General features: G+C 51.2%; 19 protein-coding genes. 11 read left to right on the forward strand and 8 right to left on the reverse strand.

Features of this window, described 5'->3' with window-relative positions:
• Window positions 1–30: 30 nt before the first annotated feature.
• Entirely contained in the window at window positions 31–1,023 is a 993-nt protein-coding gene (locus EB241_RS15755; protein WP_124234068.1) for a polysaccharide deacetylase family protein, read from the reverse strand.
• Window positions 1,024–1,328: 305 nt separating this feature from the next.
• Here EB241_RS15755 and EB241_RS15760 point away from each other — a divergent pair, with 305 nt between their 5' ends.
• From EB241_RS15760 to coaD, 7 genes are all read left to right on the forward strand, one after another.
• Window positions 1,329–2,474 (forward strand): glycosyltransferase, encoded by a 1,146-nt coding sequence (locus EB241_RS15760; RefSeq protein WP_233592623.1) that lies wholly within the window; start codon window positions 1,329–1,331, stop codon window positions 2,472–2,474.
• A 203-nt stretch (window positions 2,475–2,677) separates the two neighbouring features.
• A complete protein-coding gene (locus EB241_RS15765) occupies window positions 2,678–3,775 on the forward strand; it encodes a glycosyltransferase family 9 protein (RefSeq protein ID WP_124234069.1) in 1,098 nt (365 codons plus the stop codon).
• A 379-nt stretch (window positions 3,776–4,154) separates the two neighbouring features.
• Window positions 4,155–5,240, forward strand: coding sequence for a putative lipopolysaccharide heptosyltransferase III (gene rfaQ / locus EB241_RS15770; protein ID WP_124234144.1), 1,086 nt, complete (start codon window positions 4,155–4,157; stop codon window positions 5,238–5,240).
• Window positions 5,233–6,366, forward strand: a complete 1,134-nt coding sequence (locus tag EB241_RS15775) for a glycosyltransferase family 4 protein (RefSeq protein ID WP_124234070.1) — start codon at window positions 5,233–5,235, stop codon at window positions 6,364–6,366. The genes rfaQ and EB241_RS15775 overlap by 8 nt, the downstream gene beginning before the upstream one ends.
• A 102-nt stretch (window positions 6,367–6,468) precedes the next feature.
• Window positions 6,469–7,743: a lipid IV(A) 3-deoxy-D-manno-octulosonic acid transferase gene (gene waaA / locus EB241_RS15780; RefSeq protein WP_124234145.1), complete on the forward strand. Its 1,275-nt coding sequence runs from the start codon at window positions 6,469–6,471 to the stop codon at window positions 7,741–7,743.
• A complete protein-coding gene (locus EB241_RS15785; RefSeq protein ID WP_124234071.1) occupies window positions 7,744–8,529 on the forward strand; it encodes a glycosyltransferase family 2 protein in 786 nt (261 codons plus the stop codon).
• Window positions 8,526–9,002 (forward strand): pantetheine-phosphate adenylyltransferase, encoded by a 477-nt coding sequence (coaD, locus tag EB241_RS15790; protein WP_124234072.1) that lies wholly within the window; start codon window positions 8,526–8,528, stop codon window positions 9,000–9,002. The genes EB241_RS15785 and coaD overlap by 4 nt, the downstream gene beginning before the upstream one ends.
• Before the next feature lie 10 nt (window positions 9,003–9,012).
• Here the strand turns inward: coaD and mutM are convergent, their stop codons facing one another.
• The 4 genes from mutM to radC form a co-directional block, all read right to left on the reverse strand.
• Window positions 9,013–9,822, reverse strand: coding sequence for a bifunctional DNA-formamidopyrimidine glycosylase/DNA-(apurinic or apyrimidinic site) lyase (gene mutM, locus EB241_RS15795; RefSeq protein ID WP_124234073.1), 810 nt, complete (start codon window positions 9,820–9,822; stop codon window positions 9,013–9,015).
• Window positions 9,823–9,899: 77 nt separating this feature from the next.
• The gene (gene rpmG, locus EB241_RS15800; protein WP_124234074.1) at window positions 9,900–10,067 is read right to left on the reverse strand and encodes a 50S ribosomal protein L33; all 168 of its coding nucleotides are present in this window, start codon (window positions 10,065–10,067) and stop codon (window positions 9,900–9,902) included.
• A gap of 16 nt (window positions 10,068–10,083) precedes the next feature.
• Complete coding sequence (rpmB, locus tag EB241_RS15805; protein WP_004154798.1) at window positions 10,084–10,320, reverse strand: 50S ribosomal protein L28; 237 nt, start codon at window positions 10,318–10,320, stop codon at window positions 10,084–10,086.
• A 260-nt stretch (window positions 10,321–10,580) separates the two neighbouring features.
• Window positions 10,581–11,252 carry a RadC family protein gene (radC, locus tag EB241_RS15810; RefSeq protein WP_124234075.1) on the reverse strand — a complete coding sequence of 224 codons (672 nt, stop codon included), beginning with the start codon at window positions 11,250–11,252 and terminating at the stop codon, window positions 10,581–10,583.
• A 195-nt stretch (window positions 11,253–11,447) separates the two neighbouring features.
• Here radC and coaBC point away from each other — a divergent pair, with 195 nt between their 5' ends.
• The 3 genes from coaBC to slmA all read left to right on the forward strand — a co-directional run bounded on the left by coaBC (window position 11,448) and on the right by slmA (window position 13,813).
• Window positions 11,448–12,662: a bifunctional phosphopantothenoylcysteine decarboxylase/phosphopantothenate--cysteine ligase CoaBC gene (gene coaBC, locus EB241_RS15815; protein ID WP_124234076.1), complete on the forward strand. Its 1,215-nt coding sequence runs from the start codon at window positions 11,448–11,450 to the stop codon at window positions 12,660–12,662.
• A complete protein-coding gene (gene dut / locus EB241_RS15820; RefSeq protein WP_124234077.1) occupies window positions 12,640–13,098 on the forward strand; it encodes a dUTP diphosphatase in 459 nt (152 codons plus the stop codon). Before coaBC ends, dut begins: the two co-directional genes overlap by 23 nt.
• Before the next feature lie 118 nt (window positions 13,099–13,216).
• Window positions 13,217–13,813 (forward strand): nucleoid occlusion factor SlmA, encoded by a 597-nt coding sequence (gene slmA / locus EB241_RS15825; RefSeq protein ID WP_124234078.1) that lies wholly within the window; start codon window positions 13,217–13,219, stop codon window positions 13,811–13,813.
• Window positions 13,814–13,858: 45 nt separating this feature from the next.
• Here slmA and pyrE read toward each other — a convergent pair whose 3' ends face one another.
• The 3 genes from pyrE to EB241_RS15840 all read right to left on the reverse strand — a co-directional run bounded on the left by pyrE (window position 13,859) and on the right by EB241_RS15840 (window position 16,042).
• Entirely contained in the window at window positions 13,859–14,500 is a 642-nt protein-coding gene (gene pyrE, locus EB241_RS15830) for an orotate phosphoribosyltransferase (protein ID WP_124234079.1), read from the reverse strand.
• Between the two features lie 144 nt (window positions 14,501–14,644).
• Complete coding sequence (locus tag EB241_RS15835; protein WP_124234080.1) at window positions 14,645–15,634, reverse strand: phage integrase; 990 nt, start codon at window positions 15,632–15,634, stop codon at window positions 14,645–14,647.
• A 108-nt stretch (window positions 15,635–15,742) separates the two neighbouring features.
• Window positions 15,743–16,042, reverse strand: a complete 300-nt coding sequence (locus tag EB241_RS15840) for a helix-turn-helix transcriptional regulator (RefSeq protein WP_124234081.1) — start codon at window positions 16,040–16,042, stop codon at window positions 15,743–15,745.
• A 108-nt stretch (window positions 16,043–16,150) separates the two neighbouring features.
• Between EB241_RS15840 and EB241_RS15845 the strand changes: the two genes are divergently transcribed.
• Window positions 16,151–16,561, forward strand: a complete 411-nt coding sequence (locus EB241_RS15845; protein WP_124234082.1) for a Cox family DNA-binding protein — start codon at window positions 16,151–16,153, stop codon at window positions 16,559–16,561.
• The last annotated feature ends 340 nt before the right edge of the window (window positions 16,562–16,901 follow it).

Here is a 16,901-nt window from a genome sequence, read left to right on the forward strand (position 1 = left end):
TCCCCAGCCTGTTAACGGTACGCCATCTTATTACGGCATCGCAGCGACTGAAGATTTGATCGCGCGGTCTGACTTGAAAGCGGCATATTCCGCAAGGGTCATGCCACGCGTGCGGCTCTGTAGCCAGGTGAAAAGTACGTTGAGATCGTCATAAAGTTGCTCGATATCGGCTTCGGTTTTAAAGGTTGGACTGCCATCAGGCATAAATTCAGATGAATGAAGCATAAATTCGACATAATCTGCACCGGATCCAAGCGATTTCTCCGCAACATCGATCATTTGTGCCACATTGCCCCCGACAGGACGCAGCCAGTGCACGGAAGGACTGCGCTTTTTTCCACGCAGGCTGTCATAACCCCGTTTAAAAAAGTTCATCAGTGCCGAGTGTCGGTAATGAATACTCATGGGCACTTCCAACAGTGATGACTGCCCGGCGCGTGAAATATCATCAGTATCAATATAATAGGCCGCACGCGGGAAACGACTGTAATCCGTTCCACCCTTGCCCTGTGGCGCACCGGGCGAGTATTGCCAGTTCACACCTGGCGTCACGGAGCAGTCAACCTGATAGCCGAATTCAATTAATAACTGAGCATAATATTCATTAAATGCCCATCGCCCGGCGCGATGGCTACGCATTTTTGTATTAAAGGTCTGTTCCAACAACTGCGTCATAAACGCGACTTTTTTACGCATTTCCTCGTGGGGGTACTCAATCAAATAGGGCTGAAACTGCCAGTCATTTTCAGTTAGCTGACAGGCCGGTGGGCTGTTCCAGGCGTGCAGGTGCATTCCCACTTCACCGGTGTTGCGGGCGATAACATCACGGGCAAACTCAATGTAAACGGGGTCGACAGCCATTTCATAGTTGGTCAGCCAGGTCGGTTTAAAAGCATACTGTTCACAAACCTGTTGGAAACGGGCGAGAAATGACGCGTTTCGGGTCGTAACATGCCCCGAACGGTTACGCCAGAGATTGTCGCCTTCTGTATCAATGGTGATTAAAAATGCTGGTTTGCTCATGCCGGTTTCAGGCTCCATGATGACCTTGTGAGCATGTTACGCAGCCCTCTGATGAGACGCAAAAAGATTTGCAAAGAGGGTAAATAGTGGACCAGCCAGAATAGCACTTTCTTTATTAATTTTTTAAGATAACCTCAACGGTTAACGCGGTTTAAGGTCGATAGCTTGATAATATCAACACACCACAATCAACCAGCACAGGACATGGATTTGTCTGAACAGATAAGGAAATAGTGAGTTGTATTGAGTGCGGCAGGGAAAGAGCATCTTCCCGCAAGAAAATGCCTCTGTTAAAGGGTGAAAAATTGTCCAATCGTATTTTGATGATCATTGATGGCCTGCCCGGCGGAGGCGCTGAGAAAGTGGTCCTCACGCTGGCACGGGGATTGATTGAGCGCGGCCATCGCGTTTCGCTATTTTCACTGAGAGACGTGTGTGATTACCCCATTCCTGATGGCCTGCACTATCTGGTTATCAAAGATGATTGCAGGAAACCCTGGCGAAAACTGACGGAGCTTAGCCGTCGTGCCGCATTACTTAATCAGGCTATCATGGCTACCGAGGAGGAGAGGGGGCGCTTTGACCTGGTGGTTTCTCATCTGCATAAAACGGACAGAATTGTCAGACGCTGCCCAGCACTCACCCCCTCAAAAACCTGGTTCTGTCTGCACGGGGTTTTCTCCGCATCCTACCTGGCACAGCGTAAAGGCTTTTCGTTATGGTTAAAAAAGGCCAAAACCAGAAAGGTTTATCAACATCGTAATGTGCTGGGCGTATCACAATATGTCATTGACGATCTTAAGCAGGCTTTTGGTGTTAATCCTGCCCGTGAGGTGGTTATTTTCAACCCATTTGATTTCGATGCCGTGCTCCAGCAGTCGCTAAAACCATGCAAAATGGCCGGGCAGGATTATCTGGTCCATGTAGGGCGCTTTCACCAGACTAAGCGCCACGATCGTTTACTACGTGCCTATGCCAAAAGTGGCCTGACGGCTCCACTGGTGCTGATTGGCCAGGGAAGCGACGACGTAAAAGTAAAACTGAACAAGCTGGCGCTGGAGCTGGATATTAGTGAAAGGGTCTTATTTAGAGGTTTCACCAGCAATCCTTATCCCTGGATCCGCAATGCCCGTATGCTGGTTGTCAGTTCAGACAGCGAAGGTTTTGGTAATGTGCTGGTTGAAGCGTTAATTTGTCACACTCCCGTCGTCAGTACTCGCTGTCCCGGTGGGCCGACCACTATTCTGACCGGCGATCTTGCCCGTGGGCTGGCAGAGATGAATGATGATTCACTGGCCGCCACCATGAGGGAGATTTGGGAGAATCCCCCTGACGTGACCAAACTTAATCTTGAGCCTTACAGCGTTGAGAGAATATGTCAGCAATATCTTGATTTGAATAAAAAAACTAAAATCTCTGCCCACGTTATTGGCCAGAGAGCACCATTATGACAGCCTGGGGCTTTCTGCAAAATGATGTGCACCATAATGAACATCACACTTTTCTTTCATCATGATTTAAGGTTTTAGCCCATGATAACGGCGGTAATAGGGAACGGATATCAAAGGTTAGTGACAAACATGTGCAAGATATTAACACTTGCCGGCTGGGATGATGACCGGGGAAATGTCGTGTCGCTCAGGGAGAACAGAGCGTGAATTATGTGTTGTTATTTTTGCTTCTGCTGCCTGTGAAGCTGCTGAAGAAGCTGGGCAAAAAGAAATCGTCACGCAATCTGGTGATCCAGACGGCAAAAATTGGGGACTTTATTAATATCACTCCCCTGTTGAAACACCTTAAGCACAGCGATGCCCTGCTGAGTCGTTCGGTTGCGCCACTGGCCAGGCATGATGCCACGCTGGAGGAAATATTCTATATCGAAGATTACAAAGGCAGCATGTTCAACAAGCTCAAGCTGGCTTTCGCCCTGATAAATCGTTACGACAGCATCTATCTGTTGCATCCTGACAGTCTGAACCTGTTCTGTGCGGCTATGTGTAATGCCTCTGACAAACAGTTTATCTCTACCTACCGCAGAAAATGGTATCACGCTCTTTTCTACGCCACGGCTAACGGCATTGTTGAACACAGCAGAACGTCCCTGACGCTGGAAAGTTATCTCCGGCTTGCCGAACGTACTCTGGACAGAAACAGCTATCCAAAGCACGCGACATTTCCACTTTATCAGCCGCAAAATCCGCCAGAAGAGTTATACCGCTCTGACATGATTAAAATTGGTATCAGTATTTCGGCAGGCAATCAGGCCAAGACGATCCCGGCTGCGATATGGAAAACCCTCTTTGAACGACTGAGTTCGCTGCCCTGCCTGTTTTATGTTTTTGGTACCGCCAGTGAAAGCCCGTGGCTGCAACAGCTCTACAATGTGCTGGATGACAGCCACAATATCGTCAATATGATCGGTAAAATACCCCTTGAAGAACTGCCATACGCGATTGGCAAAATGGACTTTTATATCGCGTCGGATTCCGGCAATGTCTACATCGCTGACTCGCAAAATGTGCCGGTGATCCTGATCTATGGCCCCTGTAGCATTGAGGAACAGCGACCCTTAGGTGAGGTGCTGCTGATTGGGCCGGATCATATTGCCCCGTCATCATTTATTTTTCAGGCACCCTATAAATTTGTTTATCCGGCGGAGAAGCTTTTTGCACTTGATACGCGAAAACTGGATGATATTTATGACTTTATTCATGCACGCAGCACGCCACTTCTGACTGTAAAGAAGATATGAGCATCAAGCCGCATAATGAAACCTCAGCGCCGCCATTGAGCATGACTGCACCAGCCTGTGACGCGGCTGATGAGTCTGTGCTGGCGCATCGCCACGCCGGACCGACTCCTCCGAAAGCCAGGCAACATGCGTAATGTCAGTTATCGGCGCCATTATCTTAAAATTATCAACATGCCGGGGAGTCATTGCCGCCCGTTTTACCGGCAACATGCCAGGTTTGATGCCGCGGAATACGCGAGAAATTCGTCCGTGGTATCCTTTATTGCTCCGGCTGTGTAATCTCTGATAATGGCATCAACATAATGCACGCAAGTGCCGCCTTTCCCCACAACAGCGTTTCCCTTACAATCGGTCCATCTGACTTTGAGACCTAATGAGCATGCCCACTCCTCTGCCAATTTCCACTGCTTTTGTGCCGCATAAAATTCTGCTGATAAAACTTCGCCACCACGGAGATATGCTGCTGACCACGCCGGTGATCAATGCACTGCGTCAGCATTATCCTTCCGCCAGCATTGATGTTCTGCTCTATGACGAAACCCGCCCGATGTTGCAGGCCAACCCGGCGATCCACCGACTGCATATTATCGATCGTAACTGGAAGAAAGAGGGTAGCTGGCAGCATATCCGGCACGAAGTGGGACTGGTACAGACGGTTCGCCAGCAGCACTACGATCTGGTGATAAACCTGGCGGACCAGTGGCGCAGTGCAATCCTTACGCAGCTTTCAGGAGCAACCTTCAGAATCGGGTTTGACTTTCGCAAGCGGCAGAATGTCCTGTGGCGTCTGGCCCATACTCACCTTATTTCCACCGCGGATCACAACGAGCTGCACACGGTGGAACAGAATCTGGCCGCCCTCGCGCCACTGGGCATTCCCCTGACCCACTTCCCGGCCTCAATGCATTACAGTGACAGTGACTGGCAGCAAACGCTAAATATACTGGAAAAACAGCACACGTCACCTGAACGCTGTATCGTGATCCAGCCAACCTCTCGCTGGATGTTTAAATGCTGGGAAGATGACAAAGTAGCCGGGCTTATCGATGCTCTGGCAACGTCAGGCTATGAAATCGTCCTGACGGCCGCGCCGGACAAAAAAGAGCAGGCGATGATCGATAATATTCTTTCCCTCTGCCACCACCGCAACGTCATTTCGCTGGCCGGTAAGCTGACGATCCCCCAACTGGCTGCGTTGATCGATCACGCCCGTCTGTTTATTGGCGTTGACTCAGCACCTATGCATATGGCTGCCGCGCTGAACACCCCCTGTATCGCCCTGTTTGGTCCAACCAAACTGAAACAGTGGCGTCCGTGGGGAGAGAATAACCAGGTTATCTGGGCCGGTGACTTTGCGTCGCTGCCGTTGCCAGACAGCATTGATACCAATACAGAAACCCGTTATCTCTCGGCAATTCCGCTTGATGAAGTGGTCAAAGCGGCAAGGAAATATCTGGATGAATAAAGTTCGACTGGCAATAGTACGGCAGAAATACCGACCCGACGGCGGCGCCGAGCGATTTATCGCACGCGCGCTGGAAGCCCTTGACGATGACAGTCTGCAACTGAACATCATTACCCGTAGCTGGCAAGGTGAACAAAAGCCGGGCTGGCGTCTGCATATCTGTAATCCCAAAAAATGGGGGCGGATCTCACGCGAACGCGGTTTTGCCGTGGCAGCCCGTACCTGCTGGCAGCGTGAACAGTTTGATATTGTGCAAAGCCACGAACGCATCGCCGGTTGTGATATTTTCCGGGCCGGGGATGGCGTGCACCGCGTCTGGCTGGAGCAACGGGCTCGCGTTATCTCCCCTTTCCAGCGTATGTTAACCAGCGTCAGCGGCTATCACCGCTACGTGATGGCAGCGGAAGAGGAGATGTTTCGCTCGCCCGCACTGAAAAAAATCATCTGCAATTCGCTGATGGTAAAAAACGACATCATGCGATGCTTCCAGGTGCCGGAAGAAAAGTTTGCGGTCATTTATAACGCCATCGACTCGCAGCGCTTTACGCCAGCCACCACAGAGCAGCGACAGCAGTCCCGTGAAAAGCTGGGATTGGCGCCTGACAGCAAAGTGTTTATCTATGTGGGTTCCGGCTTCGAACGCAAGGGACTGAAAGCCAGTATTTCCGCGCTGGCCGCCACCGATGCACACCTGCTGGTCGTTGGGCAGGACAAGCAGCAGTCGCAATATCTCAGCCTCGCCCGCAGCCTGGGATGTGAAAACCGCGTGCATTTCCTCGGCGTGCAGAACAACGTCATCCCGTTTTATCACGCCGCCGACGGCCTGATTTTGCCAACACTGTATGATCCCTTTCCTAATGTTATTCTGGAGGCGATGGCCTGCGGCCTGCCGGTGATCACCAGCTTCACCTGTGGCGGCGCCGAATTTATTGTCAATGGTGAACAGGGCTATGTCTGCGATGCGCTGGATATTTCGTCGCTCACTGCGGCAGCGATGGCAATTCCGTTGAGAAGCGCCGACAGCCACATGGGCGATGCTGCCCGCTTGCGTATCCTGCCTTACTCACCACAACAACTGGCAGGTGAGCTTCATGCGCTTTATCAACAAGTATTGCAACACACCTGATAAGTAGTGTGAGCAGGAAAGAGTATCTGCTAACATGCCGCATTGTTTCTCTTTTTCGGCATGCTCTGGCGTCAGTCTCTGTGCGCTGTTTTAAAAATTGTGATGACAACACTTTATACCGTCCTGCTGTATCTCATTCAGCCTTTGATTTGGCTCCGGCTCTGGCTACGGGGCCGCAAAGCCCCTGCCTATCGTAAACGCTGGGCGGAACGCTATGGCTATTGTGCAGGCAAAGTTAAGCCGGACGGCATTTTGCTGCATTCTGTTTCAGTCGGAGAAACGCTGGCTGCCGTACCGCTGGTGCGGGCATTACGTCACCGTTATCCCGCCATGCCCATCACCGTGACAACCATGACGCCAACCGGCTCCGAGCGTGCGGCGTCGGCCTTTGGCAAGGACGTGCATCACGTCTATCTTCCTTACGATCTGCCAGGCTCAATGAAACGCTTTCTCGATAATGTTGCTCCACGCCTGGTGATCATCATGGAAACCGAACTGTGGCCTAATATGATCGCTGAGCTTCACGCACGCAACATTCCGCTGGTGATAGCCAACGCCCGCCTGTCAGAGCGCTCGGCCAGAGGCTATAAAAAACTCGGCAAGTTTATGCAACGCCTGTTACGACAGATAACCCTGATTGCCGCGCAAAATACGGAAGACGGTGAGCGTTTTATCGATCTGGGTCTGAAACGTTCTCAGCTGACTATCACCGGTAGCCTGAAGTTCGATATTTCGGTGACGCCCGAGCTGGCAGCCCGTGCCGTGGCGCTGCGTCGTCAGTGGGCACCCCGACGTCCGGTGTGGATCGCCACCAGCACTCACGATGGTGAAGAAAGTATCATTCTGGATGCTCACCGCAGATTGCTGGAACGTTTTCCCACCCTGCTGCTGATTCTGGTCCCCCGTCACCCGGAACGTTTTTCCACCGCCCGCGAGATGACGCAAAAAAGTGGCTTCAGCTTTATTTTGCGTAGCAGTGGAGAGATCCCCTCAGGCAGTACGCAGGTGGTGATTGGCGATACAATGGGTGAACTGATGTTGCTGTATGGCATTGCCGATCTGGCCTTTGTCGGCGGCAGCCTGGTGGAACGTGGCGGCCACAACCCACTGGAGGCCGCAGCACATGCCATTCCGGTACTGATGGGGCCACACACCTTTAACTTCAAAGATATCTGCGCCAGGCTCTCGCAGGCGGACGGGCTGATCACTGTCACCGACGTCCGCTCTCTGGATAAAGAGATTGGTAACCTGCTGACGGATGAAGACTATCGACTTTATTATGGCCGCCATGCCGTTGAAGTGCTTCATCAAAACCAGGGGGCGCTACAGCGTCTGCTACAGTTACTTGAACCCTATCTGCCACAGCGGAATCACTGAATGACATCACGCCAACCGCTCTCCGTCGTGCTGATCGCCAGAGATGCAGCAGACCTGTTGCCGGAATGCCTGGAGTCGGTCAGCTGGGCCGATGAGATTGTGTTGCTTGATTCCGGTAGCACTGACGGTACGCCACAGATTGCCACACGTCATGGTGCAAAAGTGTATCACTCCACCGAATGGCACGGCTATGGCAGGCAACGTCAGCTGGCGCAACGCTACGCCAGCCATCGGATGATTTTAATGATCGATACCGATGAACGCGTTACGCCACCACTGAGGCAGGCCATCGAAGCCGTGCTGGAGCAGCCTGCCTGCGATAATGTTTACAGCCTGGGACGTCGTAATCTGTTTCTCGGCCGCTTTATGCGCCACAGTGGATGGTATCCCGATCGGGTAAACCGTCTTTATCCGGCGACGTTCCACTATAACGACCATCAGGTTCACGAATCGCTCGACACCAGAGGGACGAAGATAACGGCATTGAGCGGTGATTTACTGCATCTGACCTGCCGCGATTTTTCTGCGTTTCAGTGGAAACAGTTCGCCTATGCGGAAGCCTGGGCAAAACAGCGTTATCAGCAGGGAAAACGTTGCGGTATCCTTTCTGTTTTTGCGCATACGCTCGGCGCATTTTTCAAGACGTTGATTTTACGGGCGGGTTTTCTTGACGGTAAGCAGGGCTGGCTGCTGGCGGTGGTTAACGCCCAATACACGTTCAACAAGTACGCGGCACTCTGGGCACTGCATAACGCCACTCACGCCTCAGGCAAGGGCCATCAATGAGCACAAAAGCAATTTATCCCGGAACCTTCGATCCAATCACCAACGGCCACCTGGATATCGTCACCCGCGCCGCGCTGATGTTCGATCATATCGTGCTGGCAATTGCCGCCAGCCCCGGAAAAAAACCGCTGTTTTCACTGGATGAACGTGTCGCTCTCGCCCGTGAGGTGGTGACGCACTTACCCAACGTGGAAGTCATGGGCTTTCGTGATTTGATGGCAAACTTTGCCCGTAGCCAGCAGGCCAATATACTGGTGCGCGGTCTGCGTGGGGTGTCAGATTTCGAATATGAAATGCAGCTGGCGCAAATGAATCGCCATCTCCATTCCGGGCTGGAAAGTGTGTTTCTGATGCCGACGGAAAAATATGCCTTTATCTCTTCGTCGCTGGTGAAAGAAGTGGCACGCCATCAGGGCGATGTCAGTGCGTTTTTACCCGCTACGGTGCATACCGCCCTGCTGGCGAAACTGTAACCTTCCGTATTTATTTCTGGCAGGTGGGGCAAAAAAAGGTACTACGCTGGGCATGCTTGCTACTGAGCACAGGCGTGGCACAAACCCGACATGGCTCTCCGGCCCGACCATAAACCTGCAATTGCTGGGCAAAATACCCCGGCTTACCATCCGTCTGGAGAAAATCCCGCAGCGTAGTGCCACCCTGTTCAATGGAACGCAGCAGCACCGCCTTAATGGTGTTAACCAGCAACGCTGCCTCTTCATTATTCAGCGCCATCGCCGGACGATCGGGATGGATACCGGCAGCAAACAGTGATTCACTGGCATAAATGTTACCCACACCCACCACCAGCTTGTTATCCATCAGCCAGGGTTTTATGGGCGTACGTTTGCCCCGTGACTTATTAAACAGATATGCGGCATTAAAGGTTTCGCTGAGTGGTTCCGGCCCCAGGTGAGCCAGCACGTTACTGGTGGCAAGATCGTTGCTCCACAGCCAGGCACCAAAACGGCGGGGATCGGTATAACGCAGGACTTTTCCGTTACTCATCACCAGATCTACATGGTCATGTTTCGCTGGCGGCACCTCTTCAGTTAAAACGCGCAGGCTACCGGACATTCCCAGATGAATGATAATCCAGCCTGTTGGCAGCTCCAGCAGCAGATACTTTGCCCGTCGCTGCACGCTGAGCACCGGCTGATCGCTGAGACGGTGAATTTCATCGGATACCGGCCAGCGCAGACGACCATTGCGGACAATCGCATGTAAAATAGTGGCGCCGGCAAGGTGCGGTTCGATCCCACGTCGGCTGGTTTCTACCTCAGGTAATTCCGGCATTGTAATGGCCCAACTGTTTTAGTTTTTTACAAAAGAAAAAACCCCGCCGGAGCGAGGTTTTCGTCTGCAAATATCAATTACTTGATTTTTGCTTCTTTGTAGAGCACATGCTGACGGATAACGGGATCGTATTTCTTCAGTTCCAGTTTTTCCGGCTTAGTACGCTTGTTCTTCGTGGTGGTATAGAAGTGACCTGTACCAGCAGAGGAAACCAGCTTGATCTTCTCACGAATACCTTTAGCCATGTTTCAGTTCCTTACCTTAGTACTTCTCACCGCGGGTACGCAGATCGGCCAAAACCGTCTCAATACCCTTCTTATCGATTACGCGCATGCCTTTGGCAGATACACGCAGTGTAACAAAACGCTTTTCGCTCTCAACCCAGAAACGGTGAGAATGCAGGTTAGGCAGAAAACGGCGTTTCGTCGCGTTCATTGCGTGGGAACGGTTGTTACCCGTTACCGGACGCTTGCCAGTTACTTGGCAGACTCGTGACATGTCTATTCTCCAAAAATCAAATCAGCTCGAGCTTTAAAAATAAGGTCCTGGCCGCCTCGTCAGGCTCTTAGCCTATCCAGGCGAGTTCTATGTGAACCCGCTGAGCAGGCCCAAATGCCAAACCCGAGATTCTCAAAGGTGGCGTAGTATACGCCCTGCGGGGCTGGTGCTCAAGTCCCGAACAGATAAAGATCCCTGAGGATCGCGCAAAATTGCTGCATTCAGTCATTAAACGCCCGCCCCAGAACGAGGTTCCGGCATTAAATCCATCCTTTTTCAGCAAAAGAGACGTACTCACCATGGCCAATAACCAGATGATCCAACACCCGAATATTGAGTAACTGGCAGGCAGAAACAATCTTCCGGGTAACCATCCTGTCCGCTTTGCTGGGCCGGGAAATTCCCGAGGGGTGATTATGGGCGAGGATCAATGCCGCCGCATTGTGTTTTAACGCCTCGCGGACGATCTCTCGGGGATGAACCTCAACACTGCTGATGGTGCCGGCAAACATCTCACTGTGATGAAGCATCTGATGCTGGTTATTGAGAAAGACCACCACAAAGATTTCCCGCTCGCGGTGCGCCAGCATACTTCTCAGGTAGCTGAGGATATCTTCCGCGCTCTCCACAGAGAGATGCTCCAGCACTTCATTACAGCTAAAATAGCGCCGCCCCAGTTCAGCAATGGCATTCAGCTGCGCATACTTTGCATCGCCTATACCTTTAATATGGTCAAAAGCCGCTTTTCCCGCCGTCATTAATTGATACAGCGATCCGAATTCGTCAATCAGTTGCCGCGCCAGGGCCATAACATGTACGCCGTTTGCGCCGGTACGCAAAAAAATTGCCAGCAACTCCACATCCGTCAGCGACCTTGCGCCGCCTTGCAGCAGCTTTTCACGCGGTGGGGTAGTCAGCCATTTCTCTTCCATCTGTGCAATCTCCTTTTCCTTCCCACAGTAAAACATGGCATTATATACAGTGTTTTTCTATTTATTTTATTCCACTTTCAGGGCTGTCTCGCAAAGGCCACCCGGTGCAGAAAGGCCGTGAGGCCGCAATATGGTAAAATAGACAAATTGTGACGTCAGACAGCGCGTCGTCAGATTTAACGGAGCAGGCACAGCATGGCGGGATTAACCGGCAAAAAGATTGTTCTGGGCGTAAGCGGTGGGATTGCCGCCTACAAAACCCCGGAACTGGTCAGACGCCTTCGGGACCGGGGCGCTGAAGTACGGGTAGTGATGACCGAAGCGGCAAAAGCGTTTATTACTCCCCTGAGTTTGCAGGCGGTTTCTGGCTATCCGGTTTACGATGATTTGTTAGATCCGGCAGCTGAAGCCGCGATGGGGCATATCGAACTGGGGAAATGGGCCGATCTGGTGGTGCTTGCACCTGCCACGGCGGACCTTATCGCCCGCCTGACCGCGGGTATGGCAAATGACCTGGTCACCACGATTTGTCTCGCTACCGCGGCACCTGTCGCGGTGGTTCCGGCCATGAACCAGCAAATGTACCGGGCGACCGCCACCCGGCATAACCTGCAGGTGCTTGCCGAACGTGACGTGATGATTTGGGGACCAGACACCGGCAGCCAGGCCTGTGGTGATACCGGCCCGGGACGCATGTTGGACCCGCTGGTCATTGTGGAGAATGCTGTCAACTGGGCTTTACCCGTCAACGACCTGCAACATCTCAATATTATGATTACTGCGGGTCCCACCCGTGAGGCTCTCGACCCGGTACGATTCATTAGTAATCACAGCTCAGGTAAGATGGGCTTTGCTATTGCTGCTGCCGCCGCGAAGCGGGGGGCAAATGTGACCCTGATTGCCGGTCCGGTTAGTGTAAGCACCCCGCCGGGCGTCAGGCGTGTTGACACCGTAACGGCGACAGACATGCATCAGGCGGTGATGGGCGGTGTGCACCATCAACATATTTTTATCGCTACCGCCGCCGTGGCGGACTATCGGGCAGCGGAAATTGCATCCGAAAAAATCAAAAAACAGGGCGATGAAATAACCCTCAAGCTGGTCAAAAATCCCGATATTGTGGCTGATGTGGCGTCGATGCAGGAAGACCGGCCCTATGTGGTGGGATTTGCGGCGGAAACCCAGAATGTGGAAGAATACGCCCAACAAAAAAGAAGGCAAAAGAATCTTGATTTAATCTGTGCCAATGATGTGTCGCAAGCAGGGCAAGGCTTCAACAGTGACAGCAATGCCCTGCATCTTTTTTGGCAGGAAGGAGAGAAGAATTTACCGTTAAGCGATAAGTCTCTTCTTGGCCAACAGTTACTGGATGAGATAGTCAGCCGTTATGATGAAAAAAATCGACGTTAAGATTTTGGACCCGCGTGTGGGCGAGGTTTTTCCTCTGCCTGCTTATGCTACCTCAGGCTCTGCGGGTCTGGACCTGCGAGCCTGCCTTAATGAGGCTGTCGTTCTGACAGCGGGCGCTACCACGCTTATCCCCACCGGAATTGCCATCCACATCGCCGATCCACAGCTGGCGGCGGTGATCCTTCCCCGTTCCGGGCTGGGGCATAAACATGGCGTAGTGCTGGGTAACCTGGTAGGGTTAATTGACTCTGATTACCAGGGACAGCTTATGGTGTCCGTCTGGAACCGTAGCCAGGAGGCCTTCACCATTGAACCCGGGGAACGCATTGCCCAGATGGTTTTTGTGCCGGTGGTACAGGCAGAGTTCAATCTGGTAAACGATTTTGACGCCAGCGACCGTGGTGACGGTGGCTTTGGTCACTCAGGTCGTCAGTAGCAATCGGCCTTCCGATCAGCGATTCAACCTACTCTTATTTTCGCCGTAAGCATTTTGTTCACCGCCGTCAGGTGGGCATTTGCCGGTTCAAAGTGATATCTCAGGGGTCGTTCAGGACATGGCAGAAGAAAAAAGCGCGAAAAGGAATCGTCGCGAGGAAATACTCCAGGCGCTGGCACTGATGCTGGAGTCAAGCGATGGCAGCCAGCGCATCACCACCGCCAAGCTGGCCGCAAACGTCGGCGTTTCGGAAGCGGCACTTTATCGTCACTTTCCCAGTAAAACCCGCATGTTTGACAGTCTTATCGAGTTTATCGAAGACAGCCTGATTACGCGCATCAATCTGATTTTAAAAGACGAAAAAGAGACATTGCCACGTCTGCGTCTGATTATCCAACTGCTGCTGGGCTTCGGTGAGCGTAATCCGGGTTTGACACGCATCCTGACCGGTCATGCGCTGATGTTCGAACAGGACCGTTTACAGGGGCGGATCAATCAGCTGTTTGAACGTATTGAACTCCAGATCCGGCAGGTCCTGCGCGAGCAGAAAATGCGTGACGGTGAAGGTTTTAAAACTGATGAAACGCTGCTTGCCAGTCAGTTGCTGGCATTTTGTGAAGGGATGCTGTCGCGTTTTGTGCGTTCGGAGTTCCGTTATCGTCCAACGGTTGATTTCGATACGCGCTGGGCATTGCTGGCTTTGCAGCTGGTTTGAATGGCGGTTAAATGCGGGCCAGTCTCAGGCGCTGGCCCACATAAATCAGATACCAAACTCCTGCCGGTAAGCACGAACCGCAGCCAGATGGTCCGCCAGTTCGGGCTTCTCCTCCAGCCAGGTCATCAGCTCATGCAGCGTGATAATTGAAATCACTTTACAGCCGTAATCGCGCTCCACTTCCTGGATTGCAGACACCTTGTCTCGCCCGCGCTCCTGCCTGTCGAGGGAAATCAGCACCCCGGCGAGCGAGGCGTGATGCGCGGTGATAATCTCCATGGATTCACGGATCGCGGTTCCGGCGGTAATGACATCATCCACCAGCATAATACGTCCCTGAAGCGGACTACCAACCAGGGTACCGCCTTCGCCGTGAGTTTTCGCCTCCTTACGGTTAAAACAGTAAGGCACATCACGGTCATGGTGATCGGCCAGCGCGACGGCGGTGGTCGTTGCAATCGGGATACCTTTGTAAGCAGGACCAAATATCAGATCAAAATTAATACTGGAATCCACCAGCGCCTGAGCGTAAAAACGCCCAAGGAGTGCCAGATCGCGGCCCGTATTAAACAGGCCAGCGTTAAAGAAATAAGGGCTTTTACGCCCTGATTTCAACGTGAATTCACCAAATTTCAGCACCTGCCTGTTGATGGCGAATTCGATAAACTGGCGCTGCCAGGCTTTCATGTCTTCTTCCTCAGTCAGTTATAAAAAAGGCGACTCTCAGGTGACTTACCAGACCCCACCACAACGGGTTTAATACATTTAAAACAGTAAGTTACAGAGTCGCATTGGTTCTAAAAAGTGCTCTTTAATGCTGGTTGGTGGTCACTATATGGACATTCCCGCAATAGGATTAAAAGCTACAGCATCCTGCAAAAAGTCCGGCGCAAAGTGCGCATAGGTCATTGTCTGCTGTATGTTCGCGTGCCCCAGAATCCTTTGCAATGTGATGATGTTTCCACCGTTCATCATAAAGTGCGTGGCGAAAGTATGTCGTAAAACATGAACAGCCTGGCCTGCTGGCAGGTCTGGCTTCATCTCCTTCAGTGTGGCCCGGACAGTAGCATATACAGGCCGAAATAGCGCCCCTGACTCCCTCCCCTTTTTTACTACCTCCTCCAGTTCAGCTGAAATCGGTACGGTGCGACGTTTACCATTTTTGGTTTTCATGAATATCACTTTACTGCCAATGATATGTTCAGCTTTGAGGCTTGCCACTTCACCCCATCGCCCACCAGTTGCCAGGCACAACATCACAGCCTTCCGTTCGTCACCGTGCAGGCGTTGTAACAATTCGACAATCTCTGCCGCTGAAAGAAATGACATATCAGACTGAGGCTCTTTAAAAGCTTTTATCTGTTTGAATGGATTAGCTGAGTGGTATTCTGCTGCATTAATTAACTTGGTAAACATACCACTCATAATTGCATGGTGTCGGTTTACACTTGAAGGCTTCAGCCCCCTGCTTAGCATTTGCACCCGGTAATCTGTGATCGCTTTTTTTGTCAGTTGATCGGCCCTGATGAGGCCCATCCCTTTCATGTCGGAAATAATTGTGGTTAATCTTGATTTTTCCTTTTCACCCCGCCCGTGCATTTTCCCGTGATAAATCCACCACAGGTCAAGCAACTCAGTAAGTTTTCGGCGATCTGCGGGTTTTTCCAGCCACTTTTTATTGTGAAAATTAACAATAATGTGGCGCTCGAAAATCTGCGCTTCACCTTTTGTACTAAATTTTCGCCGGATCCGTTTCCCTACGGAACCCTGCGGCCTAACGTCCACTTCATAACGACCATCATCAAGTTTCTTAATCGACATAAGAAAACCCTCCGATGATTTCTGACACTTTATAAGTATGTGATTTTTGTTTCTGGAAGCAGCAATTCGATACATTGCACTCGCTACACTGATAAGCAATGTGAATGGTTAGCCAGTCTTTTTGCCTGAGGGCTGCGAGATTGTTTCTTCTGGCCCAGAGTGTGCGAGAACCGGTGCAATTTGTCCGGTTTCCGGGTCTGTTTCATCAAACATGAACCAGTCGCGGTATTTTCGGAATCGGGGATTCCTTAGTAATTTCACTACAGCATCATGAGAAATTGAGGACTTACCATTCTCATACCCCACATAAGTAACGTAATTAATTCCAGTCATATCAGCAACCTCCCTCTTTTTTAACCGTTCAGACTCACGTATTAGCTTCAATTTTTCACAAATCCGGATTGACATAATGAATCAGATCTCTTATTTTTAATTCGAAAAGAAATACCTCATTCACCGTTAGGTAGCTCTAAAGAGAGCGAGTTGGTGAAAAGGGACCACAACGGAGAATAGCAAATGCAGGAAGAAGCTAAAACTCTTGACGAGCATGAAGCACAGGAAGTAGCTGAAAATCCTGATGGGCAGGAAGCATCGAAAGGCATAACAAAAACCCGCAAGCGGGAAATGGTTCGCTTGTCAGAAAGCCCTTCAGACCTTCTGTCAAAAGAAGGGTTTGCAATGTATGTAGGCAAAACCACCAACGCCGTTGTATGCATGGCTAAAGCCGGTAAGCTGCCCGCGTTCTACATGGCTGACCCGTTAAAGCCTGGTGGCTATGCAGAGCTGTGGATTAACCGCAGGGAATGGGACAAATACGCCGCCCAGTTAGTGGAAAGTGCACCGGAAGAATGGCACTACTGGAAAAACCGCATCAGTGCGAACAAGCCTGGGAGATCCCGCCAAACAAACCAAGGGGGCGAACAGTGAGAAAGCACTATATCTGGCTCTTATGGATGGGGCTTTAGTTATGGGAACAACAAAAGAACTTGTCTTCGACATGATGCTGATAATTTTACTCATCTGTATGGGGGTAATTTCAGTAGCCGCGACGGTTAAGTTTGTAGCCACTTTTGTTTTCTGACGTAATAACTAAAAATGGCAGGATCCGATGATGCGAAAAGATTATTCACAGCGCTTACATTCAGAAATTATTTCGGGTGTGATTCAGGTCAGCAAGAATATTTATATCTGTTCCGGTTTCACGATCCGAAAATCGCCACGAAATGCCCTGAACAATCGCAACACTTATTTAATCACAAAGTATGCT

Source organism: Erwinia psidii (assembly GCF_003846135.1).
In the GTDB taxonomy this organism is placed as follows: domain Bacteria; phylum Pseudomonadota; class Gammaproteobacteria; order Enterobacterales; family Enterobacteriaceae; genus Erwinia; species Erwinia psidii.